22 protein-coding genes are annotated in these 26,991 nt (G+C 64.3%); 14 read left to right on the top strand and 8 right to left on the bottom strand.

Annotation, left to right across the window (positions count from 1 at the left end):
• Nucleotides 1-362 precede the first annotated feature (362 nt).
• The 3 genes from BFE01S_RS42500 to BFE01S_RS46470 all read left to right on the top strand — a co-directional run bounded on the left by BFE01S_RS42500 (nt 363) and on the right by BFE01S_RS46470 (nt 2,275).
• Entirely contained in the window at nt 363-1,310 is a 948-nt protein-coding gene (locus BFE01S_RS42500) for a 3D domain-containing protein (protein WP_169742588.1), read from the top strand.
• A gap of 4 nt (nt 1,311-1,314) precedes the next feature.
• Nucleotides 1,315-1,788, top strand: coding sequence for a hypothetical protein (locus BFE01S_RS43900; RefSeq protein ID WP_156966892.1), 474 nt, complete (start codon nt 1,315-1,317; stop codon nt 1,786-1,788).
• A 136-nt stretch (nt 1,789-1,924) separates the two neighbouring features.
• Nucleotides 1,925-2,275 carry an OmpA family protein gene (locus tag BFE01S_RS46470; protein WP_169742589.1) on the top strand — a complete coding sequence of 117 codons (351 nt, stop codon included), beginning with the start codon at nt 1,925-1,927 and terminating at the stop codon, nt 2,273-2,275.
• A 161-nt stretch (nt 2,276-2,436) separates the two neighbouring features.
• On the opposite strand, the gene BFE01S_RS03430 is transcribed toward BFE01S_RS46470, so the two are convergent.
• Nucleotides 2,437-3,132 carry an aspartate/glutamate racemase family protein gene (locus BFE01S_RS03430; protein ID WP_028224400.1) on the bottom strand — a complete coding sequence of 232 codons (696 nt, stop codon included), beginning with the start codon at nt 3,130-3,132 and terminating at the stop codon, nt 2,437-2,439.
• 145 nt (nt 3,133-3,277) lie between these two features.
• Between BFE01S_RS03430 and dinB the strand changes: the two genes are divergently transcribed.
• Together dinB and BFE01S_RS03440 are read left to right on the top strand one after the other, a co-directional pair.
• Nucleotides 3,278-4,441: a DNA polymerase IV gene (gene dinB / locus BFE01S_RS03435; RefSeq protein ID WP_028224401.1), complete on the top strand. Its 1,164-nt coding sequence runs from the start codon at nt 3,278-3,280 to the stop codon at nt 4,439-4,441.
• A 102-nt stretch (nt 4,442-4,543) separates the two neighbouring features.
• Nucleotides 4,544-5,830 carry an amidohydrolase family protein gene (locus BFE01S_RS03440; protein ID WP_028224402.1) on the top strand — a complete coding sequence of 429 codons (1,287 nt, stop codon included), beginning with the start codon at nt 4,544-4,546 and terminating at the stop codon, nt 5,828-5,830.
• 109 nt (nt 5,831-5,939) lie between these two features.
• Here the strand turns inward: BFE01S_RS03440 and BFE01S_RS03445 are convergent, their stop codons facing one another.
• The 4 genes from BFE01S_RS03445 to fixL all read right to left on the bottom strand — a co-directional run bounded on the left by BFE01S_RS03445 (nt 5,940) and on the right by fixL (nt 12,594).
• Nucleotides 5,940-8,039 (bottom strand): M3 family metallopeptidase, encoded by a 2,100-nt coding sequence (locus BFE01S_RS03445; protein WP_028224403.1) that lies wholly within the window; start codon nt 8,037-8,039, stop codon nt 5,940-5,942.
• 290 nt (nt 8,040-8,329) lie between these two features.
• Nucleotides 8,330-9,190, bottom strand: a complete 861-nt coding sequence (gene folD / locus BFE01S_RS03450) for a bifunctional methylenetetrahydrofolate dehydrogenase/methenyltetrahydrofolate cyclohydrolase FolD (protein WP_028224404.1) — start codon at nt 9,188-9,190, stop codon at nt 8,330-8,332.
• 243 nt (nt 9,191-9,433) lie between these two features.
• Nucleotides 9,434-10,081, bottom strand: a complete 648-nt coding sequence (gene fixJ, locus BFE01S_RS03455) for an oxygen response regulator transcription factor FixJ (protein ID WP_028224405.1) — start codon at nt 10,079-10,081, stop codon at nt 9,434-9,436.
• Nucleotides 10,078-12,594, bottom strand: coding sequence for an oxygen sensor histidine kinase FixL (gene fixL / locus BFE01S_RS03460; RefSeq protein WP_028224406.1), 2,517 nt, complete (start codon nt 12,592-12,594; stop codon nt 10,078-10,080). Before fixL ends, fixJ begins: the two co-directional genes overlap by 4 nt.
• Nucleotides 12,595-12,884: 290 nt before the next feature.
• Between fixL and aceE the strand changes: the two genes are divergently transcribed.
• The 3 genes from aceE to lpdA all read left to right on the top strand — a co-directional run bounded on the left by aceE (nt 12,885) and on the right by lpdA (nt 19,231).
• Complete coding sequence (aceE, locus tag BFE01S_RS03465; RefSeq protein WP_028224407.1) at nt 12,885-15,590, top strand: pyruvate dehydrogenase (acetyl-transferring), homodimeric type; 2,706 nt, start codon at nt 12,885-12,887, stop codon at nt 15,588-15,590.
• An 81-nt stretch (nt 15,591-15,671) separates the two neighbouring features.
• Complete coding sequence (gene aceF, locus BFE01S_RS03470; RefSeq protein WP_028224408.1) at nt 15,672-17,354, top strand: dihydrolipoyllysine-residue acetyltransferase; 1,683 nt, start codon at nt 15,672-15,674, stop codon at nt 17,352-17,354.
• A 98-nt stretch (nt 17,355-17,452) separates the two neighbouring features.
• Nucleotides 17,453-19,231, top strand: a complete 1,779-nt coding sequence (gene lpdA / locus BFE01S_RS03475; RefSeq protein ID WP_028224409.1) for a dihydrolipoyl dehydrogenase — start codon at nt 17,453-17,455, stop codon at nt 19,229-19,231.
• A 250-nt stretch (nt 19,232-19,481) separates the two neighbouring features.
• Here lpdA and BFE01S_RS03480 read toward each other — a convergent pair whose 3' ends face one another.
• Entirely contained in the window at nt 19,482-20,054 is a 573-nt protein-coding gene (locus BFE01S_RS03480; RefSeq protein ID WP_028224410.1) for a phasin family protein, read from the bottom strand.
• Between the two features lie 604 nt (nt 20,055-20,658).
• Complete coding sequence (locus BFE01S_RS45550) at nt 20,659-20,925, bottom strand: hypothetical protein (protein WP_245621018.1); 267 nt, start codon at nt 20,923-20,925, stop codon at nt 20,659-20,661.
• On the opposite strand from BFE01S_RS45550, the gene pbpG reads away from it, so the two are divergent.
• Entirely contained in the window at nt 20,918-21,937 is a 1,020-nt protein-coding gene (gene pbpG, locus BFE01S_RS03485; RefSeq protein WP_245621019.1) for a D-alanyl-D-alanine endopeptidase, read from the top strand. The two genes, BFE01S_RS45550 and pbpG, sit on opposite strands and share 8 nt — an antisense overlap.
• Before the next feature lie 120 nt (nt 21,938-22,057).
• On the opposite strand, the gene BFE01S_RS03490 is transcribed toward pbpG, so the two are convergent.
• Nucleotides 22,058-22,864, bottom strand: coding sequence for an IclR family transcriptional regulator (locus tag BFE01S_RS03490; protein WP_028224412.1), 807 nt, complete (start codon nt 22,862-22,864; stop codon nt 22,058-22,060).
• A 202-nt stretch (nt 22,865-23,066) separates the two neighbouring features.
• Here BFE01S_RS03490 and BFE01S_RS03495 point away from each other — a divergent pair, with 202 nt between their 5' ends.
• From BFE01S_RS03495 to iscR, 5 genes are all read left to right on the top strand, one after another.
• Nucleotides 23,067-23,789 carry a (Fe-S)-binding protein gene (locus BFE01S_RS03495; RefSeq protein WP_028224413.1) on the top strand — a complete coding sequence of 241 codons (723 nt, stop codon included), beginning with the start codon at nt 23,067-23,069 and terminating at the stop codon, nt 23,787-23,789.
• Between the two features lie 78 nt (nt 23,790-23,867).
• Entirely contained in the window at nt 23,868-25,307 is a 1,440-nt protein-coding gene (locus BFE01S_RS03500) for a lactate utilization protein B (RefSeq protein ID WP_028224414.1), read from the top strand.
• 162 nt (nt 25,308-25,469) lie between these two features.
• The gene (locus tag BFE01S_RS03505) at nt 25,470-25,700 is read left to right on the top strand and encodes a hypothetical protein (RefSeq protein WP_028224415.1); all 231 of its coding nucleotides are present in this window, start codon (nt 25,470-25,472) and stop codon (nt 25,698-25,700) included.
• Nucleotides 25,701-25,781: 81 nt separating this feature from the next.
• Nucleotides 25,782-26,264, top strand: coding sequence for a low molecular weight protein-tyrosine-phosphatase (locus BFE01S_RS03510; protein ID WP_028224416.1), 483 nt, complete (start codon nt 25,782-25,784; stop codon nt 26,262-26,264).
• A 149-nt stretch (nt 26,265-26,413) separates the two neighbouring features.
• The gene (gene iscR, locus BFE01S_RS03515; RefSeq protein WP_028224417.1) at nt 26,414-26,947 is read left to right on the top strand and encodes a Fe-S cluster assembly transcriptional regulator IscR; all 534 of its coding nucleotides are present in this window, start codon (nt 26,414-26,416) and stop codon (nt 26,945-26,947) included.
• Nucleotides 26,948-26,991 lie beyond the last annotated feature (44 nt).

Consider the following 26,991-nt stretch of genomic DNA (forward strand, 5'->3'; position numbering starts at 1 on the left):
AATTTCCCGGATCTTCCTGACGGGATGGTCTTGAACGCCGAAACGGGTTGTTTCCTTCCGCTTGCCACGCTTCGCTCGTATCAGTCAGGTTACGAGATGGCCGAAGCTTTGGGCACTGCGTGGGCGTGCCGGTGTATCGAGCGAAAGGGCAGGGCAGCGTCTCGGTGGTGGTCTAAATCTTTCACATATGATCAGCAGTACATATTGAAAGATGGCGATGGTCAACCGCTCGCGAATGTGAGCTACCGGATCGTGGTTGATGGCGAACGGGTGATAACCGGAACGACAAACGCAAGCGGCCAAACTGCGCGCGTTATCACGCGAAGCGCGTCGAATCTCAAACTTCAATTGGCGAAATGAGAATGCGAGATGCCATCAACTATGTAACGGTTCACGACACGGCATGTACAAATGAGATTCCCAATTCGTGCGTCGTAGTTGAGATAGCGGCGAACATATTGGCGTGGGAGATTCCAGATAACAAGTATGGCGATAAATTGCCCATGATTCCCTCGACTGCGCACGTGCAGCGCGGGAAGATTTTGTATCATTTGCCAATCAGGGCGACGGTGAAAAGCCGCGGTGGTGTACCACTTTCGGGTCGTAGTCTGGTAGTCAAAAGCAACCGCAGCAACGATACTGTACGGGTATTGGGGGCGACTGACTCAAACGGTTGTGCGACGATTGTGCTCGAATCACGTGAACCCGGGGGCGCGATGCTAACAGTCGCGGATGAAGATATTACAGCCGCTCCTCTTCGTATAACGCTGAAAGAAGCCTGGTACGAGGCCGGTTTTCATATCACGCACTACATTATTGCGGACGAACGCGATGCGCACGGCCCAATGGTTCGGGTGCCCGGCATCTCTGGCAGCCATCGCCAGGACTTCTTGTTCGGGGCGGGTGGCGTGCCCATGCAGGGAACGGGTGAAACGTTGGATCATCGTATTATCCGCTGGGATGGCGGTGGAGGTGGATGGCGTAGCAACGCCGCCGGGCACCCGGATATCCTGAACAATCCCGCTGATGCGCGCTTAAGCGAAACAGACGCTGCGCACGGTCGATTTGCCGATGTTGTCGCAAATCGTTCAATCGCGGTCGATCCTGCTGTGATTCCGGCGAGGGCGCGCGTTTATATTGCCTCCAGCGACGGTAGCCGGGTCGTTGGCGAGCGATCTGCCGACGACACAGGTGGCGGCATTCGCGGTGCACATATTGATCATTTCAGCGGTCCCGGAAGCGCGGCGACGCGCGCGTGGCAGGCCTCGGGAGGGGATCTTCAAAATGCCCGTGTCAAATTCCTCGCGTAACGACATGAAGAAAGTCCTGGTGATCTTATTGTTCTTTCCACTTACTGCGGTAGCGTTGGAAGGTACGGGGTCAGTCGATTTCGATTCTTCCATCATTCCGCTGCTGGATGAGAATGTCGTCTTCAAAGAGCTTGTGCTTTGTAACTTCGACATCGTTGGCGATCCAATGGGAACCCGAATTGGAAGTATTCAATCGAAAGCTCTGGGAGGTGCGAGAATCGGACCTTATTCGATGTGGGCAAACTGGCACGGGAATTCAGGTATAAAACCAGTAGTTCTAACGATCAATACGCACACTGATTTTCTTGACTCGCGCGGAAAAATAATCAAAGGGAGCTTGCAAAAAGCTGTTCGCATACGTGAACACATTGACAGTGTGACGATAGAACCACCGGATAAAGATCAACCGGAAGCTGTGCCCGGCGGACTAAAGCACGCGGTGGATGTAAAGGAATGCTTTAAGAAGTTCACTTCATAAGCAAGCGTGCCAGCGATGGCTCTCCGGAATGCGGACAATATCGCCTGGTATGTCCTTTGCAATGACTAGCCTGGTTTCCTTGTTGTTGCCTGTCTCAGCATCCGCATGTAGTTTTGCGTTGCAGTATGGTGCGAGGATGGAGCGCAATGCTACGGAGCTTTCTAACGTTGACAGGCTGAAACTAGCTGATTTGCTGGTAACCGTCAGGAATAGTGCGGCTAAGGGCGGTCCTGTGGTCATATACGGTTTCGCGGATGAGCGCGAACGCGATGCCTTTCAGATTGCACGACAGCGCGCCAAGTCGGTGAGCGACTATCTCCAGAGTCTTGGCGTCGCGTCGAACCGCATCAACGTTGATACCAGGATCTGGCGTGTTGGCTCGCAAGTACCGGTCGCGGAGCGAAACCAGATTGAGGTTGAGTTTGAACCGGCATGTAGTCCTAACGGCTGTGAAAATCCGTGTGGCATCACAGAACCAAAGCAATAGTTGCGGAGAGATCGGCCTCGCTGCGGCAGGGCTTCGTCGTTCATGAGGGAGCATGAAGGCCCACGTCGTGTGCCCCGAGAAATATTGAATGACCTCAAAACGCCAACTCGCATACACTTCCTTCTCAATCTACCAGGGCGCGGCGTTGCCCGAATTCTGGATCAATCTTCAACACCCCAATCCACCGCCGCCTCTGCATGCAGCGCGGTGGTATCGAACACCGGCAAAGCCGAATCGCCGGCGCCCATCAGCAGCGTAATCTCCGTACACCCCAGAATGACCGCTTGCGCGCCGCGTGCCTTGAGGTCTTCAATCACGCGTCGATAGACCCGCCGCGATTCGTCCTTGACGACGCCATGACACAACTCGTCGTAAATGATGCGATGCACGTCCTCGCGGCCGCTCTCATCAGGCACGATGGCCTCAATGCCGTGCCGTTCGCGCAACCGCCCCACGTAAAAATCCTGCTCCATCGTATAGCGCGTGCCAAGCAGTCCGGCGCGCGTCACGCCCGCGGCCTTGAGCGCAGCGCCGGTAGGATCGGCGATATGCAGGAAGGGCACCGTGATCGCCGCTTCGATCGAAGCGCAGACGCGGTGCATCGTGTTCGTCGCCAGCAGAACGATCTGCGCGCCACCGCGTTCGAGTTGCGCGGCCGCTTCGGCCATCTGCACGCCCAGCGCATCCCAGTCGCCCGCACGTTGCAGCGCCTCGACGCCCGCAAAGTCCACCGTCACCATGAGGCTGCGCGCATTGTGATGACCGCCGAGGCGCGTTTTCGCGTAGCGGTTCAGTAGCCGGTAATACTCGGCGGACGATTCCCAGCTCATGCCGCCTATCACGCCTATCGTCTTCATGGTTCTCGCTCTTTTCGCTCGCCTTTCAGCCGGGTTGAGCGCACGAGTATAGGCCGCCGCGCGCCCGCGTACAGGTACGGTGCCGCCGCGCTGTAGCGGTACGGTCAGGGAGCAGATCGCAAACAGTTCTCTTGAAAATGGCACTGTGTTTTTGTACAGTATCGATACCTTGAACGCGTTCTCTTCCGCCACGCCGCAGCCCGCCGCGAGCAGCCCCGCCCGCAAGATCATCCATTGCGATTGCGACTGCTTTTATGCGTCGGTTGAAATGCGCGACGATCCTTCGTTGCGCGGGCGTCCGCTGGCTGTCGGCGGTCGGCCCGACCAGCGCGGCGTGATCGCCACCTGCAACTACGAGGCGCGGCGTTTCGGCGTGCATTCGGCCATGTCGTCGGCGCTCGCCATGCGCAAGTGTCCCGATCTGCTGATCCTGCCCACGGCAATGGAGAAGTACCGCGTCGCGTCGCGGCAGATCATGGCGATCTATCGCGACTACACGTCCGATGTCGAGCCGCTCTCGCTCGACGAAGCCTATCTCGACGTCACCCACGCCACGCGCTGCAAGGGCAGCGCCACGCTGATCGCGGAGGAAATCCGCGAGCGGGTGCGGCAGACGGTGGGGGTGACGGTGTCCGCGGGCGTCGCGCCGAACAAGTTCATTGCCAAGATCGCGTCCGACTGGAACAAGCCCGATGGTCTCTTCGTGGTACGTCCGCACGAGGTCGATGCTTTCGTCGCCGCGTTGCCGGTGCGCAAGATTCACGGCGTCGGCAAGGTGACGGCCGGCAAGCTCGAGAAGCTGGGTCTTGCGACTTGCGCAGAGCTGCGCACGTGGTCGCTGATCGACTTGCATCGTCACTTCGGCGTGTTCGGCAAGCGGCTTTACGAGCGCGCGCGCGGCATCGACGAGCGGTCCGTATGCCCGGACCAGGAGCGCAAGTCGGTGAGCGTCGAGACGACCTACGTGAACGATCTGCTGACGCTCGAAGCCTGCAGCGAGGAGCTCAAGCCGCTTGCGGCGCAGCTCGATGCGCGCATCGAGCGGGCCGGCTGTGCGCACGCGGTACGCAAGCTCTACGTGAAGATCCGCTTTGCCGACTTCCAGCGCACGACGGTGGAGTGCGTGCGCGACGCGACCGACTTGCCCACGTTTCTCGCGCTGCTCGAGAAGGGGCTCGCGCGGCGCAAGCTGGGCGTGCGGCTCCTGGGCGTGGGTGTGCGCCTCGAGGAGGAGAATCCGGCGCTGCGCGGCCAGTTCGCGCTTTTCGACGAGGACCCCGAAGACGAGCACGGCGACTCTCGCGTCTGAGTCGCGCCTGAGAAGCCCCGTTATCCAGCGCCGCCTCTCACTGGCGCGCCTTTTCTGGCGCCGATAGAATCGGCGCAACGAGGAGACGAAGAGGAGCCGTTCATGGACCTGATCATCCGCCGCGCCGTGCTCGCGCAGGGGCATCCTGCCGGGCATGCCACCGTCGATATCGGTATCGATGCCGGGCGCATCGCGGCCGTCGAGCCGCATATCGCAGCGCAGGCGCGTGAAGAGATCGACGCGGCCGGTGCGCTCGTCAGCGCGCCGTTCGTCGATGCGCATTTCCACATGGATGCCACGCTCTCGTACGGCCTGCCGCGCGTGAACGCCTCGGGCACCTTGCTCGAAGGCATCGCCCTGTGGGGCGAGCTCAAACCGCATCTCACCCAGGAAGCGCTCGTCGAGCGCGCGCTGCAGTACTGCGACTGGGCCGTCGCGCGCGGGCTGCTGGCCATCCGCAGTCACGTCGACGTGTGCGACGAACGCCTGCTTGCGGTCGAGGCGCTGCTCGAAGTGAAGCGCCGCGTGGCGCCGTATCTCGATCTGCAACTGGTGGCCTTCCCTCAGGACGGGTTGCTGCGCAGCCCCGGTGCGTTCGAGAACCTCAAGCGTGCGATTGCGTTGGGTGTCGATGTGGTGGGCGGCATCCCACACTTCGAGCGCACGATGGCCGACGGCGCCGAGTCCGTGCGTCTTCTTTGCGAGTTCGCGGCACAAAAGGGCCTGCGCGTGGACCTGCATTGCGACGAGTCCGACGACCCGCTCTCGCGCCACATCGAAACGCTGGCGGCGCAAACGCACCGTTTGGGCTTGCATGGCCGCGTAGCGGGCTCGCATCTCACGTCCATGCATTCGATGGATAACTACTACGTGAGCAAGCTGCTGCCGCTCATGCGCGAGGCGGGTGTGGCGGCGATCGCGAATCCGCTCATCAACATCACGCTGCAAGGTCGTTCGGATACCTATCCAAAGCGGCGCGGCATGACACGCGTGCCGGAGCTCATGGCGGCCGGTATCGACGTGGCGTTCGGCCACGACTGCGTGATGGACCCGTGGTACAGCTTCGGCTCGGGCGACATGCTCGAAGTCGCGCACATGGGGCTGCACGTCGCGCAGATGACGGGCGTGGCTGCCTCGCGCGCGTGTTTCGACGCTGTGACGGTGAATCCGGCAAAGATCCTGGGGCTGGAAGGCTATGGCCTCACGCCAGGGTGTGAAGCGAGTTGCGTAGTGCTCGACGCGCGCGACCCCATCGAGGCCATCCGTTTGCGCGCAACGCGGCTTGCGGTGGTGAGCCGGGGCAGGGTGGTGAGCCGGCAACCGGCGCAGCGCGCGGCGCTCGCGCTCGAAGGCCGGCCGCAGAGCGTCGATTTCAGGCTGCACCGGTAGCGTCGCGGCGGCTGACGAATGGCCAATAAAAAACGCGCCCGGGATTCAATCCCGGGCGCGTTTTTTCTGCGGGGCGCGTAGCCGCTAAAGCAACGCGTACCCCCTCGACTCAATGCTGGGCAGGCGGCTGCTCCATGCCGTTATGGCGCAGCAGCGCGTCGATGCTCGGCTCGCGTCCGCGGAACGCCTTGAACGATTCCATCGCCGGGCGGCTGCCGCCCACTTCCAGAATCTCCTTGCGATAGCGCGTGCCGGTGGCCGCATCGAGCACGCTCGACTTCGCGGCCTGCGCCGCTTCTTCGAACGCTGCATAAGCGTCGGCGGAGAGCACTTCGGCCCACTTGTAGCTGTAGTAGCCCGCCGCGTAGCCGCCCGCGAAGATGTGGCTGAACGTGTTCGGCCAGCGCGAGAACGCGGTTTGCGGAATCACGTGATAGCGCTCGTTGATCTCGCGCGCGAGGTCGTTGACGCTCTTGCCCGCCGACGCTTCGAAGTCCACGTGCAGCGCCATGTCGAACATCGAAAACACGATCTGGCGCAGCGTGCCGAGGCCGCTCTGGAAATTCCTGGCCGCGAGCATCTTGTCGAACAGTTCGCGCGGCAACGGCTTCGCGGTCTCGACGTGCGAGGTCATTTCGCGCAGCACGTCCCACTCCCAGCAGAAGTTTTCCATGAACTGCGAGGGCAGTTCGACCGCGTCCCATTCCACGCCGTTGATGCCCGACACCGCGAGTTCGTCCACGCGCGTGAGCATGTGATGCAGGCCGTGGCCGAACTCGTGGAAGAGCGTGATCACTTCGTCGTGCGTGAAGCAGGCGGGCTTGCCGCCCACGGGCGCCGAGAAGTTGCACGTGAGGTACGCAACCGGCGTTTGCACGCCGTTGCCTTCGAGCTTGCGGCGCGAGCGCGCGTCGTCCATCCACGCGCCGCCGCGCTTGCCTTCGCGCGCGTACAGGTCGAGATAGAACTGGGCGACGAGCGTGCCGTCCGTGTTCTCCACGCGGAAGAAGCGCACGTCCGGATTCCACACGGGCGTGCTGTCCTTGCGGATGCGCACGCCGAAGAGCGTCTCGGTCACCTTGAAGAGGCCCGGCAGCACGAAGTCTTCGGGGAAGTACTGCTTCACCTCGTTCTCGGAGAACGCGTAGCGCTGCTGGCGCAGGCGTTCGGAAGCGAAGGCCATGTCCCACGGCTCGATCTGCGCGAGGCCCAGTTCCTTCGCGGCGAATTCGCGCAGTTCTTCCCAGTCTTGCTCGGCATACGGGCGCGCACGCGTGGCCAGGTCTTCGAGGAAGCTCATGACCTGTTGCGGCGACTCGGCCATCTTCGGGGTGAGCGAGACCTCGGCGAAGTTGTTGTAGCCGAGCATCGTCGCTTCCTCGTGGCGCAGCTTCAACTGCCCGGCGATGATTTCGGTGTTGTCCCACTCGGCCTTGCCGCCGCCATAGACGGGCCCCAGTTCCGAAGCGCGCGTCACGTAAGCGCGGTACATCGTTTCGCGCATCGCGCGGTTTTCCGAATACTGGAGCACCGGGAAGTACGAGGGGAAGTGCAGCGTGAATTTCCAGCCTTCCTTGTTCTCGCGCTCGGCCGCTTCGCGCGCCGCGGCGATCACGTCCTCGGGCAGGCCCGCGAGTTCCGCTTCGTTCGTCGCGTAGTACGCGTAGCCGTTGGTGGCGTCGAGCACGTGATCGGAGAATGCTTTCGCGAGCGCCGCCTGGCGTTCCTGCAGTTCGGCGAAGCGCGGCTTCTGGTCTTCGGGCAACTCGGCGCCCGAAAGGCGGAAGTCGCGCAGCGCATTGTTGAGGATCTTCTTGCGCTCGCCCGAAAGCAGTTCGAACGAGTTGTGCGTGGCGATGGCCTTGTACTTCTCGTAGAGCGCGAGATTCTGGCCGACGCTCGCCCAGAATTCGGTCACGCGCGGCAGGTTCTCGCCATAGACGGCGCGCAGCTCCGGCGTATCGGCCACGGCGTTCAGATGGCCGACCACGCCCCAGGCGCGCGAAAGCGGCTCGCTCGCGCGCTCGACCGGCTCGACCACGTCGTCCCACTGGGCGGGCGTCATCGGCTCGGCGGCGCGGTCCACGGCGGCCTTCGCGTTGGCGAGCAGCACGTCGAGCGCCGGCGTCACGTGTTCGGGGTGGATCTCGCCGAAGCGCGGCAGGCCGGTGAAGTCGAGCAGCGGATTATCGGAGGGAGTAGTAGCCATGGTGCTTCCTGTTCCTGTCTGTCGCGGTTCGCGTTGAATGGGGTCCGGGGGCGCGGCGGCCCCCGACATGTCGAGTATTGGGGCGCGGTGCTCGCTTCACAACCGGCCGATGCCAGCAAATTAACAGATGTCGGCGCGCGCCGGCGCAACGGTGTCGCATGAACGGGATGCTACTGCAACGCGGGCGGCGCCGTGCGAGGCCCCCCTGAAACCCTGCGCAACCCCGCGCGCAAAAGAAAAGCGGCCCGCAAAGGGGCCGCCCTGGCGTGCCGGATCGTGTCCGGCTTACGTCACGCCGCGCCGGCCGCAGCGCGCTCGGCCGCTTCGATCGTGTTCACGAGCAGCATCGTGATGGTCATCGGACCCACGCCGCCCGGCACCGGCGTGATGTAGCCGGCCACGTCCTTGACGCCCGCGAAATCGACGTCGCCGCACAGCTTGCCGTTGTCGTCGCGGTTCATGCCCACGTCGATCACCGTTGCGCCGGGCTTGACCATGTCGGCCGTGAGGATGTTGCGCTTGCCCACCGCCGCCACGACGATGTCGGCCTCGCGCGTGTGCGCGGCGAGATCGCGCGTCTTGCTGTGGCAGATCGTGACCGTGGCGCCCGCTTCGAGCAGCAGCATCGCCATCGGCTTGCCGACGATGTTCGAGCGGCCGATCACCACGGCATTCGCCCCCGTGAGCGCGATCTTGTGCGCCTCGAACATCTTCATCACGCCATAGGGCGTGCAGGGGCGAAAGAGCGGCTGGCCGGTCATGAGCGCGCCCGCATTGGCGACGTGAAAGCCATCGACGTCCTTCTCCGGCGCGATCGCCTCGATCACCTTGTGGCTGTCGATGTGCTTCGGCAGCGGCAACTGCACGAGAATGCCGTGTATCCGGGGGTCGCGGTTCAGTTCGTCGATGCGCTTGAGCAGGTCCGCTTCGGAGAGCGTGGCCGGATAGCGGTCGTAGGACGAATGGAGGCCGTTGTCCTCGCAGGCCTTCACCTTGTTGCGCACATAGACTTCGCTCGCCGGATTGTCGCCGACCAGCACGACGGCGAGGCCAGGCTGATGGCCGCGGGCGGTGAGGGCGGCGGCGCGCACGGCGACGTCGGCGCGCAGTTGCTTGGAGAGGGCGTTGCCGTCGATGAGGGTGGCTGTCATGGTCGGTCGGGCTTCAGAGTGGGCGATGCGGGGCAAGGGCGCTCGATGCTGTCGAGCGGTTTTCAGGCGCCGGCGCGGGGTGCGCAGCGGGGCTCTTGCGAAGGCCGACATTATACCGTCGCGGCGTAGCGCAACGGGTTCGGTGGGCGGGAGGGGGGACGGCGGGGGACGCCGCCGCCCGTGCGCCGGATGCGCCACACGGGGTGGCCGGCGCGCGGGCGGCAGGAACTGAGGCTGTGCCGCTTACTGTTGCGGCTGCTGCGGCTTGTTGGAGAGCGCGAGACGCAGCAGGTCGGCGACCGTGTTGACGTTGAGCTTCTCCATGATGTTCGCGCGGTGCGCTTCGACGGTCTTGATGCTGATGCCCAGATCGTCGGCAATCTGCTTGTTCAGGCGGCCCGCGATGATGCGCTCGAGCACCTGGTGCTCGCGCGCCGTGAGCTTGCCGAGACGCTCGGCGGCGGCGCGCTGCTGCTGCACGTTGGTGCTTTCGCTGCGGGCCTTTTCGAGCATGCGCTCGACGAGCTTGCGCAGTTCGGCTTCGTCGAAGGGCTTCTCGATGAAGTCCATCGCGCCCTTCTTCATGGTCGAGACGGCCATCGGCACGTCGCCGTGGCCCGTCACGAAGATGATCGGCAGGGAGGCGTTATCGGCGATCAGGCGCTCCTGCAGCTCGAGCCCGCTCATGCCCGACATGCGCACGTCCAGGATGAGGCAGGCGATCTGCCCGGCCTGCTGCGCGGGCTGGTACGCCTCGAGGAATTCCTCCGCGCTGAGGAAGCACTGCACGCGGTAGCCATTGGCTTCAAGCAGCCAGCGCAGGGAGTCTCGTACGGCCTCGTCGTCATCGACGACAAAGACGGTTTCCTGGGTAGTGACTGGGCTGTTCATGGCTCTCCCGTAACGGTTGTTGGAGTCGGCTCGTCGGAGCCGTCGCGAGACGGCGTATCCGCTTCGCCTATCGGCAGACTGCAATGGAACGTTGCGCCGCTGATGTGGCCGTCTGCTTCGACGTTGTTGACCACCCAGAGGCGCCCTCGGTGCGATTCGATAATCGAGCGGCAAATATTCAGCCCCATGCCCATGCCGTCGGACTTGGTGCTGTAGAACGGTTCGAAGAGGCGCTCGGCCGTGGCTTCGTCCACGCCGGGGCCCTGGTCGACGACGCTGATGCACACGTTGCCGCCTTCGCGCTTCACGAGCACGCGGATCACCGGATCCACCGCATTCGGGCGCGCGTCGGCCATGGCTTCGGCAGCGTTTTTCAGGAGGTTGACGAGCACCTGCTCGATCAGCACCGGATCGACGTAGATCACGGGCATGCGCGAGCGCATGTCGGTCACGATGCGGATGCGGCGCTTGCGCGCTTCGATTTCGGCCAGGCCCACGGCGTCGGCGACGATGTCGGCCACGCGCGTGGCCTGGCGCTTGGGTTCCGAGCGCTTCACGAATTCGCGGATGCGCTTGATGATCATGCCTGCGCGCACGGCCTGCTGCGCGGTTTTTTCCAGCACGGGCAGCAGGTTGTCGGGCGCGGCGCGCCCCGATTTCACGAGCGCCACGGTGCCCGAGGCATAGTTGTTGATCGCGGCGAGCGGCTGGTTGAGCTCGTGCGCGAGCGAGGAGGCCATTTCGCCCATCGTCATCAGGCGGCTCGTGAACTGCAGCTTTTCGTCCTGCTGGCGCGCGAGTTCCTGGGCCTGCTTGCGCGTGGTGATGTCGGTGGCGATCTGCATCTGCGCGAGGTGGCCGTCCACCCACTGGATGTACTGGCGCCGCACCTCGAACCACTTCTGGATGCTCTCCACGTACACCTCCTGCGCGTCCGCCGTGCTCTCGGTGAGCGCGGTGGCGGGCAGGCCCGCGAAGGCATCGACCATGTCGATCGAATCGGAGGAGGCGTTCGCCGAGTCGAAGCCGCCGCCGCCCGCGAGCTCCAGATGGCCGTCCGGGCGGATGCCGAAGAGGTGGCGGTAGTAGCGGTTCGCGAACAGCAGTTCGGCTTCGTCGGCGGCGAGCACCGAGACGGCGGCGTCGAGGCTCTCCAGCACGGTGGTGAAGCGCTCGTGCGCGGCGGCGAGTTCTTCGCGCGCGCGCCTCGGCTCGGTGATGTCGGTCATCGACGACATCCAGCCCGTCTGGCGGCCCGAGCTGTCGATGAGCGGCGAGACGTAGAGCCGCGCATGGAACTGCGAGCCGTCCTTGCGGCGCACGCGCAGTTCGAACCCCGAGGAGGGCGCCTTGCCGCGCAGCGTCATGTCGAGCTGGCGCTGCATTTCGGGGTAGGCGTCGCGCGGCCAGTAGGGGAACGGCGCGTTCTTGCCGACGAGATCGGCTTCGTCCCAGCCCGTCATGCGGCAGAACGCCGGGTTCACGTGGGTGATGCGGCCGTGCATGTCGAGCACGCGCATGCCGATCAGCACCGAATTTTCCATCGCGCGGCGGAAGAACGCTTCCGCATAGAGCGCCTGCTGCGCCTCGAAGCGCTGGCGCGTGTGCTTCCACAGGCTCCAGAGGCTCCACAGCACGAAGCACGACAGCCCCGCGACCAGCCACACGAGCGTGTTGTTCGTGAAGTTGGTCATCTGCGGGTACGAGTACACGCGTACCGAAACGCCCTGGCCCGGCGGATCGAGCGGCAGGTCGTAATAGACGTCGCGCGGCAGGCGCGGACGCGTGGAGGTCGTGGCGAGCTCGCGGTTGTTGACGTCGAGAATCGAGATCTTGTACTTGGCCGACAGCTCGGGCGGGATGTCGTGCTTCAGGATCCCTTCGACCGAGAACACGGCCGCAATCGAGCCGAGAAAATCGCGGTCGCGGTATACAGGGGTTTGCAGCGTGATGTAGCCGTTGCCGAGGTCGTCGTAAATAAGCGGCGAATACACCTGGCGGCGCGTTTCGCGCGCTTCGTTGAAGGCCGCCTTGACAGCCTCGTCCATCTGCTCGTCGTTGGGCTTGGCGAGGCGCTGGCCGAACACCGGCATCGCCGTATTGGGCCAGCGCGGCTCTTCCGCGCTCGTGTACCAGTTGAGATAGAGGATCTCGGGATGCCCCTGCATGATGTCCGTGGTGGACGTCTGGAAGGACTGCGGGTCGGCGTGGCCGGCGGCCAGATCGCGCGAGAGCGCCTGCAGCTGCTCCTGCGCGCCCGTCATCGAAAGGCGGATCTGCTGCTGGGCCCAGGCGACATTGCGGTAGAGCGTGTCTTCCTGCTGCTGCTGCTCGCGCCGGTTCAGGCTCCACAGGATCAGGCTCATGACGATCAGAAAGACGAGGATCGACAGGAGCGGCGTCAGCAAATAGGAATTGGACCACCAGGGTCCGTGGTGCCAGCGGGACGGCGACGTGTCGCCGGGCGTACCGGGCGGCCGCGCCGAGCGAGCGAAAAGCCGTTCGGTCAACATGGCAAGGATTGTAGCTCAGCGTAAGACACGGAAATGACGCGAAAAAAACGGTAAATCGCCGATAAACGGGCGCAAACTGGCCGTTATCGCTGCAGGGGCGCGAACGATTCAGCGTGCGGTGCAGCAATTTTCCACATTATAAAATTCAATCTCGCAATTCGAAAATTTTGTTGCGCAAGATCCGGGGGGGTCATTACAATCGCCCGAAAGCTGCTGCGGTCGGCCCCGGCTCGTCCCGAACTGTCGTCCGCATGGTCCGTTCAACAGCGTTCCCCAATCAGGAGACGAGCATGTCCGCAGTACCCGACGAAGTCCTGAAGTACGTAGCCGCCGACAAGGACGAAGATCCGCAGGAAACAGCCGAATGGCTTGAAGCGTTGGACGGCGTCATCTCGACGGTCGGCCCCGACCGTGCGCACCACCTGATCGAAAAGCAGATCGAATTCGCTCGCGTGCATGGCGAGCACCTGCCGTTCTCGGCGAACACGCCGTACATCAACACGATCCCCGTCGCCAACCAGGTGCAGAACCCGGGCGACCAGGACATCGAACACCGGATCCGCTCGTACACGCGCTGGAACGCCATGGCCATGGTGCTGCGCGCGGGCAAGCACACCAACGTGGGCGGCCACATCGCCTCGTTCGCCTCCGCGGCCACCCTCTACGACGTCGGCTACAACCACTTCTGGCATGCTCCCTCCGCCGAGCACGGCGGCGACCTCGTGTTCGTGCAGGGCCACTCGTCGCCGGGCGTCTACTCGCGCGCGTTCCTGCTCGGCCGCCTCTCGGAAAACCAGCTCGACAACTTCCGCCAGGAAGTGGACGGCGGCGGCATTTCGTCGTACCCGCACCCGTGGCTGATGCCGGACTTCTGGCAGTTCCCGACCGTCTCGATGGGTCTCGGCCCGATCATGGCGATCTACCAGGCCCGCTTCATGAAGTACCTGCAGGCGCGCGGCATCGCGAAGACCGAAGGCCGCAAGGTCTGGGCCTTCCTCGGTGACGGCGAGACGGACGAGCCGGAATCGCTCGGCGCGATCGGCATGGCCGGCCGCGAGCACCTGGACAACCTCGTGTTCGTCATCAACTGCAACCTGCAGCGTCTGGACGGCCCGGTGCGCGGCAACGGCAAGATCATCCAGGAACTCGAAAGCGAGTTCCGCGGCGCCGGCTGGAACGTCATCAAGGTCATCTGGGGCAGCCGCTGGGACGCACTGTTCGCACGCGACAAGTCGGGCGCGCTGATGCGCCGCATGATGGAAGTCGTGGACGGCGAATATCAGACGTACAAGTCGGAGTCGGGCGCGTATGTTCGCGAACACTTCTTCAACACGTCTGAACTGAAGGCGCTGGTTGCCGACTGGTCCGACGACGACATCTGGAACCTGAACCGCGGCGGCCACGATCCGCACAAGATCTATGCGGCGTTCCATCAGGCCCAGCACGCGAAGGGCCAGCCGACGCTGATCCTCGCCAAGACGATCAAGGGCTATGGCATGGGCGAAGCCGGCCAGGCCATGAACATCACCCACCAGCAGAAGAAGATGCAGGTGGATCAGCTCAAGAAGTTCCGCGACCAGTTCCGCCTGCCGATCACGGACGAGCAGATCGTCGACGTGCCGTACCTCACGTTCGAGGAAGGTTCGAAGGAACTCGAATACATGCGCCAGAAGCGCATGGACCTCGGCGGCTACCTGCCGGCGCGCCGCCAGAAGGCCGAGTCGCTGCCGGTGCCGTCGCTCGAAGTGTTCGAGCCGCTGCTCAAGGGCACGGGCGAGGGCCGCGAGATCTCCACGACGATGGCGTTCGTGCGGATCCTGAACATCCTCCTGAAGGACAAGGCGCTCGGCAAGCGCGTCGTGCCGATCGTCCCGGACGAGTCGCGTACCTTCGGTATGGAAGGCCTGTTCCGCCAGATCGGCATCTGGAACCAGGAAGGCCAGAAGTACGTGCCGGAAGATTCCGACCAGCTGATGTTCTACAAGGAATCGCAGACGGGCCAGATTCTCCAGGAAGGCATCAACGAAGCCGGCGGCATGTGCGACTGGATCGCAGCCGCGACGTCGTACTCGACGCATGGCGAGATCATGGTGCCGTTCTACATCTTCTACTCGATGTTCGGCCTCCAGCGCATCGGCGACCTGGTATGGGCGGCGGGCGACATGCGCTCGCGCGGCTTCCTGCTGGGCGGCACCGCGGGCCGCACGACGCTCAACGGCGAGGGCCTGCAGCACGAAGACGGCCACTCGCTCCTGTGGGCCGCTTCGGTGCCGAACTGCGTGAGCTACGACCCGACCTTCGGCTACGAACTCGCCGTGATCATGCAGGACGGCCTGCGCCGCATGGTGCAGGAGCAGGAGGACGTGTTCTATTACATCACCGTGATGAACGAGAACTACGAGCACCCGGCGATCCCGCAGGGCGCGGGCCTGGAGAGCGTGGCGGCCGACATCATCAAGGGCATGTACGCCTTCCGCAAGGGCGCGGACAACGCCAGGGCGCCGCGCGTGCAACTGCTGGGCGCAGGCACGATCTTCAACGAAGTGATCGCCGCCGCCGACCTGCTGAAGAACGACTGGGGCGTCGAAGCCGACCTCTGGAGCGTGCCGAGCTTCACGGAACTCGCGCGCGAAGGCCACGAAGTCGAGCGCTGGAACCTGCTGCACCCGAGCGAGCCGCGCCGCGAATCGCACGTCGAGAAGCTGCTCAAGGGCACGGAAGGCCCGGTCATCGCTTCGACCGACTACGTGCGCGCTTTGGTCGACCAGATCCGTGGCCTCGTGCCGCGCAAGTTCGTGGTGCTCGGCACCGACGGCTTCGGCCGTTCGGATACGCGTGAGAAGCTGCGTCACTTCTTCGAAGTCGACCGTTACTGGACCACGGTTGCGGCGCTCAACGCGCTCGCGGACGAAGGCAAGATCGAACGCAAGGTGGTGGGCGACGCGATCGCCAAATACAACCTCGATCCGTCCAAACCCAACCCGATGACCGTCTAACGCATCACCCCCCGTGTGCATCGCAGGTGCGCCTCCCCGAAACGGGGAGGCGCTGCTTATGCGGCCCTGGAGACATCAACAATGAGTCAAACGATCGAAGTCAAGGTGCCGGACATCGGCGATTACAAGGACATTCCTGTGATCGAGGTGCTGGTGAAGGCGGGCGATACCGTCGAAAAAGAGCAATCGCTCGTCACGCTGGAGTCGGACAAGGCGACGATGGACGTGCCGAGCCCCGCATCGGGCACGGTGAAGGAAGTGAAGGTCAAGGTGGGCGACAACGTGTCGGAAGGCTCGCTCGTGCTCGTGCTGGATGGCGCCGCTGCTGCTTCCGCTGCTGCGGCACCCGCTGCTAGCCCCGCTGCCGCGCCTGCGGCTGCCGCGCCCGCGGCGGCCAGGGCTGCTGCGCCCGCACCGGCCTCAGCGCCTGCTGCTGCCCCGGCCGCGAGCGGCGGCGCGCAAAGCGTCAAGGTTCCCGATATCGGCGACTACAAGGACGTGCCCGTGATCGAAGTCGCCGTGAAGGTGGGCGACCGCGTGGAGAAGGAGCAGTCGCTCGTCACGCTCGAATCGGACAAGGCGACCATGGACGTGCCGAGCCCGGTGGCCGGCGTCGTGAAGGAAGTGAAGGTCAAGGTGGGCGATGCGGTGTCCGAAGGCACGGAGATCTTCGTGATCGAAGCCGAAGGCGCCGCGGCGCCGGCCGCCGCCCCCGCGCAGAAGGCCCCGGTCGAAGTACCGTCGGACGCACCCGCTGCGCCCGCGAAGCCCGCGCCCGCCGCACCGTCGGCGCTCGCGCAGGCGCCGATCATCCCCGCAGGCGAAGGCGGCGCGCGCCGTCCGAGCCATGCTTCCCCCTCGGTGCGCAAGTTCGCGCGCGAGCTGGGTGTCGAGGTGTCGCGCGTCACGGGCACGGGGCCGAAGGGCCGCATTACGCAGGACGACGTCACCGCGTTCGTGAAGGGTGTGATGACGGGCGCGCTGGCGGCGCCCGCTGCGGCTGCCGCACCCGCGGCCGGCGGCGGCGCGGGTCTGAACCTGCTGCCGTGGCCGAAGGTCGATTTCACGAAGTTCGGCCCGATCGACGCGCAGCCGCTCTCGCGCATCAAGAAGATCTCCGGCGCGAACCTGCACCGCAACTGGGTCATGATCCCGCACGTCACCAACAACGACGAAGCGGACATCACCGACCTCGAAGCGCTGCGCGTGCAGTTGAACAAGGAAAACGAGAAGGCCGGCGTGAAGTTCACGATGCTCGCCTTCGTGATCAAGGCCGTGGTCGCCGCGCTCAAGAAGTTCCCGGCGTTCAACGCGAGCCTCGACGGCGACAACCTCGTCTTCAAGCAGTACTACCACATCGGTTTTGCTGCGGATACGCCCAACGGCCTCGTCGTCCCGGTGATCCGCGACGCGGACAAGAAGGGCCTCGTCGACATCGCGAAGGAAATGGCCGAGCTCTCGAAGCTCGCGCGCGACGGCAAGCTCAAGCCGGACCAGATGCAAGGCGGCTGCTTCTCGATCTCGTCGCTCGGCGGCATCGGCGGCACGCACTTCACGCCGATCATCAACGCACCGGAAGTGGCGATCCTCGGCCTGTCGAAGAGCGCGATGAAGCCGGTGTGGGACGGCAAGCAGTTCGTGCCGCGTCTCACGCTGCCGTTGTCGCTCTCGTACGACCACCGCGTGATCGACGGCGCGGCTGCCGCGCGCTTTAACGCGTATCTCGGCCAGATCCTCGGCGATTTCCGCCGCGTGATCCTGTAAAACCGCTTCGACCGGCCCGCGCCGCCGCGCCGCACACGCTTTGTTCAAGCAGGTGCGCGGCGCGGCGGCCTCGGCCGGTCGTTTCTGAAGGGGACACCATGAGTCTCGTCGAAGTGAAAGTGCCGGATATCGGCGACTTCAAGGACATCGACGTCATCGAAGTCAACATCAAGGAGGGCGACGTCATCGAGAAAGAGCAGACGCTGCTCTCGCTCGAGTCGGACAAGGCCACGATGGAAGTGCCGAGCGATGTCGCGGGCACTGTCAAGGAAGTGAAGATCAAGCCCGGCGACAAGGCGTCGCAAGGCACCGTGATTGCATTGGTCGAAGCCTCGGAAGGCGCGGCTGCGCCGGCACCGAAGGCTGAAGCGCCCAAAGCCGAAGCGCCCAGGGCAGCCGAAGCACCGAAGGCCGCCGAGGTGTCAAAAACGCCCGCGCCGCAAGCCGGCAGTTTCAGCGGCAGCGCCGATATCGAGTGCGACATGCTCGTGCTCGGCGCCGGCCCCGGCGGTTATTCGGCTGCGTTCCGCTCGGCCGACCTCGGCATGAAGACCGTGCTGGTCGAGCGCTATTCGACGCTCGGCGGCGTGTGCCTGAACGTGGGCTGCATCCCGTCGAAGGCGCTCCTGCACACGGCGCTCGTGATCGACGAAGCCGCGGCGCTCGAATCGCACGGCATCTCGTTCGGCAAGCCGCAGATCGACCTCGACAAACTGCGCGACTTCAAGTCGGGCGTGGTCAAGAAGCTCACGGGCGGTCTCGCCGGCATGGCGAAGGCGCGCAAGGTCGAAGTCGTGACCGGCGTGGGCACCTTCGTCGATCCGCATCACATGGAAGTGGCCGGCGAGAGCGGCAAGAAGGTTGTCAAGTTCAGGCAGGCGATCATCGCGGCCGGTTCGCAGGCCGTGAAGCTGCCGTTCATGCCGGAAGATCCGCGCGTGGTCGATTCGACCGGCGCGCTGGAACTGCGCCAGATCCCGCAGAAGATGCTCGTGATCGGCGGCGGCATCATCGGCCTCGAAATGGCGACCGTCTACGCGACGCTCGGCGCGCAGATCGACGTGGTGGAAATGCTCGACGGCCTGATGGCTGGCGCGGACCGCGATCTCGTGAAGGTCTGGGAGAAGTACAACGCGAAGCGCTTCGCGAACGTCATGCTCAAGACGAAGACCACGAAGGCCGAAGCGAAGGAAGACGGCATTTACGTCACGTTCGAAGGCGAGAAGGCCCCGGCCGGGCCGCAACGCTACGACCTCGTGCTGGTTGCCGTGGGCCGCTCGCCCAACGGCAAGAAGATCGGCGCGGACAAGGCCGGCGTGGCGGTGACCGATCGCGGTTTCATCGAGGTGGACAAGCAGTTGCGCACCAACGTGCCGCACATCTTCGCGATCGGCGACGTGGTCGGCCAGCCGATGCTGGCACACAAGGCCGTACATGAAGGGCACGTGGCGGCCGAAGCGGCGCACGGCGAGAAGGCTTACTTCGACGCGCTGCAGATTCCTTCGGTGGCCTACACCGATCCGGAAGTGGCGTGGGCGGGCAAGACCGAAGAGCAGTGCAAGGCCGAAGGCATCAAGTACGGCAAGGCGGTGTTCCCGTGGGCCGCTTCGGGCCGCGCAATCGCCAACGGCCGCGACGAGGGCTTCACCAAGCTGATCTTCGACGAAGAGACGCATCGCGTGATCGGCGGCGGCATCGTCGGCCTGAACGCGGGCGACCTCATCAGCGAAGTCTGCCTCGCCGTGGAAATGGGCGCGGACGCGACCGACATCGGCAAGACCATCCATCCGCACCCGACGCTGGGCGAATCGGTGGGCATGGCGGCCGAGCTGTACGAAGGCGTCTGCACGGACCTGCCGCCGCAAAAGAAGAAGTAAGAGGAAGTTCGTGCGCACGGTCGGTTCGACGTGCGCACCAAAGCGCAAAAAAGTGCACCAAAGCAAACGGCGCACCCCGCGAGGGGTGCGCCGTTTTTCCTTGGGGTCTGCGAGAGGCGCCGGAGCGTAAAAAAAGTCCCGGTCAAGACTGGCCGGGCAAGCGGCACGCCCGTCGGGCATGCCGGAGCGTCGGGTCCGGCGCAGCGGTGCGCATCACGCCATCAGGCGCACCGGAAATCGGCGCCGGGCGTTAGACCGCCTTCTTGGCCGTGGCGGCAGCCGAGCGCGAAGCCTGCGCAGCAGCCTTGCTCGCGGCAGCCGTGGCCGCGTTGAAGTTGCTTTCGGCGATTTCGACGGCTTGCCGCGTGGCCTTGTGAACCGTTTCGTAGGTCGTGTTCGCGGCGTTGATGGCCGACTTGATCACGGCAACGGCGGTTTCCGAGCCGGCCGGGGCGTTCTTCGCCACGTTGTCGACGAGCGATTGGACCTTGCGGTTCTGCTCTTCGTAGTGAGCTTCAGCGACCTTCGCGAATTCGGCTTGCGTAGCCGATGCGATTTCGTACACGTGACGGCCATACGACAGCAGCTTTTCGGCGAGCGGCTGGGCATAGCTCGTTTGCAGGGCCAGCAGTTCCTGCGCGTCCTTCACGGACAGCGCGCGCTGCGCATGCTCCTGCGTTTCCGCCAGATTCGAGCGGACGGCCTGAAGGTTCAATTCGACGAGCTTTTCCACACTTTCGAAGGCCTTGCCGGTCAGACCGAAGAGGGTTTCGAGGTTGGCTTTCTGGGCAGCGGCGAATTGCTCAGGGGTCAGCAGACTCATGTTTACGCTCCTGGATGGATGACGGGCCGTCTGATGCGGTCCGTGTAGATAAGTGGCAAGACTCGAGGCGATCTGCCACGCGCTTTGTGCGTCGCAACATTGTCAATGATTGTAGGATGCCGCCAAAGAAAGTCAAGCTTATTTTGTGCGTCGCACAATCTCAATAAATTCTTATTAAACAGATGCTTATGCCGACTGGTTAGGGTCGAAGCGGAGCGGCCGCGATGCTTCGCCGCACGGGGCTCGCGCGGGGACAGGGTGGGCGTAGAACGGGTAGGGTGGCGCCCGGCAAGGGTGCACGGGATCGGGCAGGATAGCGTTCCGGCCTCGCGGGAGGCGTCCCGGTATATGCGTACAAGATATTCCCGGCGCGTCCACCAGAATGGATAATGGAACGTTAAAGATTCGTTGCAGTCGAATGCGCGTCGCGTATGCGATCGCTCCCCGGTATTTTCCCCATATCAAGTTTCATCTGACTCGGGCCGTAATCTCCGTAAAAACGAGATAGGCGCCGAGTCGATGGAGAAAAGCCGGCGTTTTGATTGCTGCAGTCAATGGGTGCATGAAGCCTATCGATCATTTCAATCGAAAGTCAGACTTCGGTTTAATGAGTGGCGATAAGTGCTTCAATTTGCGAAATTTTCGTGGTTTTACTACACTTGGCGAACAATCCCGCCGCTTCATCCAGAACATCAATGAAATCCGACAAGCTCCTGTCGTTCAAACTGATGCCCGGTGCCGTGGTCAGCACCGCGCTGTCGGTGGCTGTTTCCGTAGCCATCAGTGCGACGATCGCCATGCCCGCAAGCGCTTTCGCTGCAACGCAAGATGCAGCGCCGGCCAAGACGGCGAAGGCGAAGAAAGTGACCAAAAAGGTTGCCAAACCGGCCGCGACGGCGCCGGCCAAGGTCTCGCACAAGTCGGTCAAAGGCGCGCGCACGGTCGCGGCCAACGACGCCGATGCGCGCCCGGTGGCGAAGAAAAAGCGCGTGAGCTACACGATGAATGGCCACCGCCAGGTGGTGCGCCGTGTCGCGTACGAGCCGCGCCAGCCGACCGTGGGCCAGGCGTTCGGCCTGCATGAGGCGCAGGACGCGCTGATGCTGCGCTCGGGCGTGGCCTATGTGGTCGATCAGAACACGCTCGAACCGCTCTTCGACAAGAATTCGCACGCCGTCGTGCCGATCGCGTCGATCTCGAAGCTGATGACCGCGATGGTGGTGCTCGATTCGAAGGCGCCGATGACCGAGCAGATCGAAGTCACCGACGAAGACCGCGACTTCGACAAGAACACGGGCTCGCGCCTCTCGGTGGGCTCGGTGCTTTCGCGCGAAGACATGCTGCACATCGCGCTGATGGCCTCCGAAAACCGCGCCGCCGCCGCGCTGTCGCGCTACTATCCGGGCGGCCGTCCGGCATTCATCGCCGCGATGAACGCGAAGGCCAAGCAACTCGGCATGACCGACACGCACTTCGAGAACTCCACGGGCCTTTCCAGCCAGAACGTTTCGAGCGCGCGCGACCTCGTGAAGATGGTCAACGCGGCCTATCAGTACCCGATGATCCGCCAGTTCTCGACCGATCATAGCTACACCGTGTTCACGGGCAAGCGCACCATCGCCTACAACAGCACGAATGCGCTGATCCGCAACCCGTCGTGGGACATCGGCCTGCAGAAGACCGGCTTCATCAACGAAGCGGGCGAATGCCTCGTGATGCAGGCGACCATTCACGATCGCCCGGTCATCATGGTGCTGCTCGATTCGAGCGGCAAGTACTCGCGCTTTGCCGACGCGACGCGCGTGCGCGCGTGGCTCGACAACGGCGGTGCCGACCAGCAGCCGCGCATTACCAGTGCGGACGCGGGCGGCGCAGGAACCTGATCGACGGGTTTCGCGTCGTTCGGCGCTTTTCCCGGCGCCCATGCAAAACGCCCCGCAAGTTGCGGGGCGTTCTCGTTACCGAAGCGCAAATTCAGATGCGGCGGAAGGGTGCCGCCGCAATCAGGCCGGTTGAACGTGGCCCTCGGCGGGCTGTGCGTGATAGCCGAGCGATTCCGAAATCACGAGCGCCGTCTTGCTCAGCTGGCCGAGCCACGAATCCTGCAGGCGGTCGGCCGGCGCCGAGAGCGAGAGCCCCGCAACGAGCTTGCCCGTATCGTCGTAAATGCCTGCGGCGATACAGCGCACGCCCAGTTCCAGCTCTTCGTTGTCGCGCGCGCAGGACTGCTGGCGCACGTGCGCGAGTTCGCGTTCGAGGCGGCTCAGGTCGGTGATGCTGTTGCGGGTGTGGCCCGACAGGCCCGTGCGCGTGGCGTAGGCGCGCACGCGGTTGGCCTCGTCGGCGGCGAGAAAGAGCTTGCCGACCGAGGTGAGGTGCAGCGGCGCCCGGCCGCCGATCGCGCGCACCACCTGCATGCCCGAGCGCTCCGAATAGGCGCGTTCGATATAGACGATCTCGTCGCCCTGGCGCACCGAGAGGTTCACGGTCTGGCCGGTGAGGCGGTGCAGCTCGCGCATGGGCGTGAGCGCCGCGTCGCGCACCGAGAGGCGCGCCTTCACGAGATTGCCCAGCTCCAGCAGGCGCATGCCCAGCCGGTAGGTGCCGGGATCGGAGCGGTCGACCAGGCGGCAGCTCACCATGTCGTTGAGAATGCGGTGCGCCGTGGAGGGGTGCAGTTCGGTGCGCTGCGCCAGTTCCTTGAGGCTGACAGGGTCGCTGTGCGCGGCCAGCGCGTCCAGAAGGCGCATCATGCGCTCGATTACCTGAATCGAGGTCTTCGGATCTGGCGTGTTTCCACTTTCGCTCATGGGTTCAGATTCGGTTGACGCCGGGGTAGAGGCCGGGGCCGACACCGAGCTCGATATATTAGGCGGGAAATCCATTGTATCTCGTATTGTGAAAAAAGTAAGCGGCTGCCGGGAAGTCGCACGCAGGCCGCAATGCGCCCGATGCATTGGTGGCGGCTCCGAAACGTCGGATAATCGGGGACGGTTTTAGAGAGGAGCCCCCATGCGAGTCGGTTTGTTCGTCACCTGTCTCATCGACACGATGCGTCCCGAAATCGGGTTTTCGGTCATCAAGCTGCTGGAGCAGGCCGGCTACGAGGTGGATGTGCCGCCCGCGCAAACCTGCTGCGGGCAGCCCGCCTACAACTCGGGCGACCGGGCGCTCGCGCGCGACCTCGCCGAAAAGACGCTGCGCGAATTCGAGCAGTACGACTACGTGGTGGTGCCGTCGGGCTCGTGCGGCGGCATGATCCGCGCGCACTACGGCGATCTCTTTCGCGACGATCCGGAGTTGATGCGCCGGTACGGCCTGTTGCGCGAGCGCGTGTACGAGCTCACGGACTTTCTTGTCAGCGTCGCGAAGGTGGAGCTGCCGGCGGGCGAATTCCAAGGGCCGGTCACGTATCACGATTCGTGCTCGGGCCTGCGCGAACTGGGCGTCAAGGCGCAGCCGCGCACGCTGCTCGCGCAGCGCGGCGTAGCGGTGCAGGAGATGAAGGACTGCGAGCACTGCTGCGGCTTCGGCGGCACGTTCGCGGTGAAGTACGGCGCGATCTCGACCGCGATTGCCGACGAAAAATGCGCGAACGTGCGCGCGAGCGGCACCGGCGCCGTCGTGCTCGGCGACCTCGGCTGCATGCTCAACATCGAAGGGCGCCTGCGCCGCACGGGCGACACGTCCACGCGCGTGCTGCACGTGGCCCAGGTGCTGGCCGGCGACGTCTGACGGGCCGCTTTCCGCGCCTCTTTCAGCCGCGCCTTCCGCGTTTTTCACCCGCGCTCTTCGAACCAGGATTCCCGAACCATGCAAGTCCAGTCGATGCAGTTCAAGGCGCGCGCCGGCCAGAAGCTGGCCGACCAGCGCCTCCAGCAGAACCTCACGAAGCTCTCGACCAAGTTCGTCACGGCCCGCGCCGCCGGCATGACCGAGATCGACTTCCCGGCCACGCGCGCCGCGCTCAAGGAACGCCGCAACCGCGCGCTGGAGAACCTCGACGTCTGGCTCGAACAGTTCGAGACCGAAGCCACGCGCCGCGGCGTGACGGTGCTGTATGCGCAGACCGCGCGCGACGCGGCGCGGCTCGTGGCCGAGATCGCGCGGCAGCACGACGTGCGCAAGGTCATCAAGACGAAGTCGATGGTGTCCGAGGAAATGCAGCTCAATACCGTGCTCGAAAGCATGGGCGTGCAGTCCATCGAAACCGACCTCGGCGAATACATTCTGCAGATCAACGGCAACGAGCCGCCGAGCCACATTATTGCGCCCGTGGTGCACAAGGACAAGGAGGAGATCGCCGATCTCTTCGCGAAGACGCACCACAAGCCGCGCCTGACCGAAATTCCCGACATGACGCGCGAGGCGCGCGAGATGCTGCGCCCGCATTTTCTTTCGGCGGACATGGGCGTGACGGGCGGCAATTTCCTCGTGGCCGAAACCGGTTCGGTCGTGCTCGTGACGAACGAAGGCAACGAGGGCATGTGCACGGTGATGCCGCGCGTGCACGTGGCGGTGACGGGCATCGAAAAGGTGCTGCCCACGCTCGAAGACCTCGCCACGGCCATGCGGCTGCTGCCGCGTTCGGCCACGGGGCAGGCCACGTCGAACTATTTCTCCGTGCTCACGGGGCCGCGCGGCCCGGATGACCAGGACGGCCCGGAGCACATGTACGTAGTGCTCGTGGATGGCGGCCGCACGGGGCTCATCGGCGGCGAGTTCCAGGACATGCTCCGCTGTATCCGCTGCGGCGCGTGCATGAACCATTGTCCCGTTTATCAGAAGGTCGGTGGACACGCCTATGGCTGGGTCTATCCGGGGCCGATGGGCTCGGTGCTGACGCCGAGCTACGTGGGCATCGAGCAGGCTCTCGATCTCCCGCAGGCCGCGACGCTCTGCGGCGAATGCAACAGCGTCTGCCCGGTGGGCATCCCGCTTTCGGACCTGCTGCGCAAACTGCGCGAGAAGCAGACCGAGCGTCATCTGCGCCCCTGGCGCGAGCGCGCCGCGCTGGCCGTGTGGGGCTGGTTCGCGCTGCACCCCGGCGCCTACGCGCTCCTGACGAAGCTGGGCGTGCGGGTGCTGGAGCGCCTCGGCGGCGAGTCGCGGCTCATCCGCAAACTGCCGCTCGCGCGCGGCTGGACCGAGGGCCGCGACCTGCCGGCGCCCGTCGGGCGGACCTTCCGCGAGCTTTACGCGGCCCAGCGCACCCACCTCGACGCGACACGGCGACAGAACGGGCCGGGCTGAACAGACGCGAGCGGGGCAGTCAAGCCGGGTCTGACCACTGTTTAACCTGGAGCAACAGTGTGTTCGGCGCGACCGGGTTTTTCCTGATTGCGAATGTCTATATCATTTCGACTGGCGATAGTGCGTCCCGCACCGGTCGCCCAAGTCGAGAGAGTGCGCATCATGAAAAAGAAAATATCGGTGTACTGGCCGCTGGCGTTGATCCTGCCCTGCGCGGCCATCGCGTGGGCCCATGCATGGAATACGGCGCAGCAGCAAATGCCGCTCGCCGCCGATCAACTGAGTGCCGAACTGGCGCGTGCCGTGTCGTACGGCCTCGTCGGCAGCGAAGGCAAGGTTCCCGTCAAGACGCCCGTGGCCGGCGAAGCGCTGCCGCGCACGAGCGCCATTTGAGCGCGCGGCGCGGCTGCGCTGTGCTTTGTATAATTGCGCCTTCCTGGCCATCTCATATTGACCTTCGCGCCGTCCGACCCGATGAAGAAAGTTTCCGTCTGTTTCGTCTGCCTCGGCAACATCTGCCGTTCGCCCACGGCCGAAGCCGTGATGCGGCACCTGGTCGGACAGGCGGGGCTGGCTGAGCGCATCGACGTCGATTCGGCGGGCACGGGCGACTGGCACCTGGGCGAGGCGCCCGACGAGCGCGCCCAGCGCGCGGGCCAGCGCCGCGGCTACGGCCTCGCGCCGCTGCGCGCGCGCCAGATCGGCGCGGACGACTTCGAGCGTTTCGATCTCGTTGTCGCGATGGACGACGCGAACGTCACCGCGTTGCAGAACGTCGCGCCGACGGCGACGCGCGACAAGATCCGCCTCCTGATGGAGTTCGCGCCGCAACGGAATGAACGTGTCGTCACCGACCCTTATTTCGGCGGCGAGGCCGGTTTTGAAGCGGTGCTCGATCAGTGCGAGGCAGCGTGCACGGGTTTGCTGGCCGCCTTGCGCACTCAGTTTACTGTCTGAGCCCTGATTCGCGTCGTACGTCGTTTTTGGGCGAATTTGGGCTATTCGCAGGCCACCGAATAACCCGTATCGCTGTGCGGATACTTGACTAAACTAGTCATGTATTTATACTTGACGAAAATTGTCGAGAATTGCGGTTCCCCTACATCATGAGACTCACCACGAAAGGCCGTTTCGCCGTCACGGCGATGATCGACCTGGCCCTGCGCCAGGAGCAGGGCCCGGTGACGCTTGCGGGTATCAGCCAGCGCCAGCATATTTCGCTGTCGTACCTCGAACAGCTGTTCGGCAAGCTCCGCCGTCATGAAATCGTCGAATCGGTCCGCGGGCCGGGCGGCGGGTACAACCTCGCGCGCCGCGCGGAGGACGTCACGGTGGCGGACATCATCATCGCCGTGGACGAGCCGCTCGACGCCACCCAGTGCGGCGGCAAGGGCGCGTGCGAAGGCACCAAGCAGCACGACGGCCACTGCATGACGCACGAGCTCTGGTCCACGCTGAACCAGAAGATGGTGGAGTACCTCGATTCCGTGTCGCTCAAGGATCTGGTGGACAAGCAGCGCGCCCGCGAAGGCGCCGCGCCCGCCGTCCTGCGCGACCGCCGCGCCGAGGCGCCAGCGCTCGATCCGGTGCGTACCGTGCCGCTCGGGCCGAATTCCATATTCAACATGGCCGGCTCCTGACCCGGACCACGGCCAGCGCAATACACAGAGCAGCAGACAGAATC

Source organism: Paraburkholderia ferrariae NBRC 106233 (assembly GCF_000685035.1).
Lineage (GTDB): Bacteria > Pseudomonadota > Gammaproteobacteria > Burkholderiales > Burkholderiaceae > Paraburkholderia > Paraburkholderia ferrariae.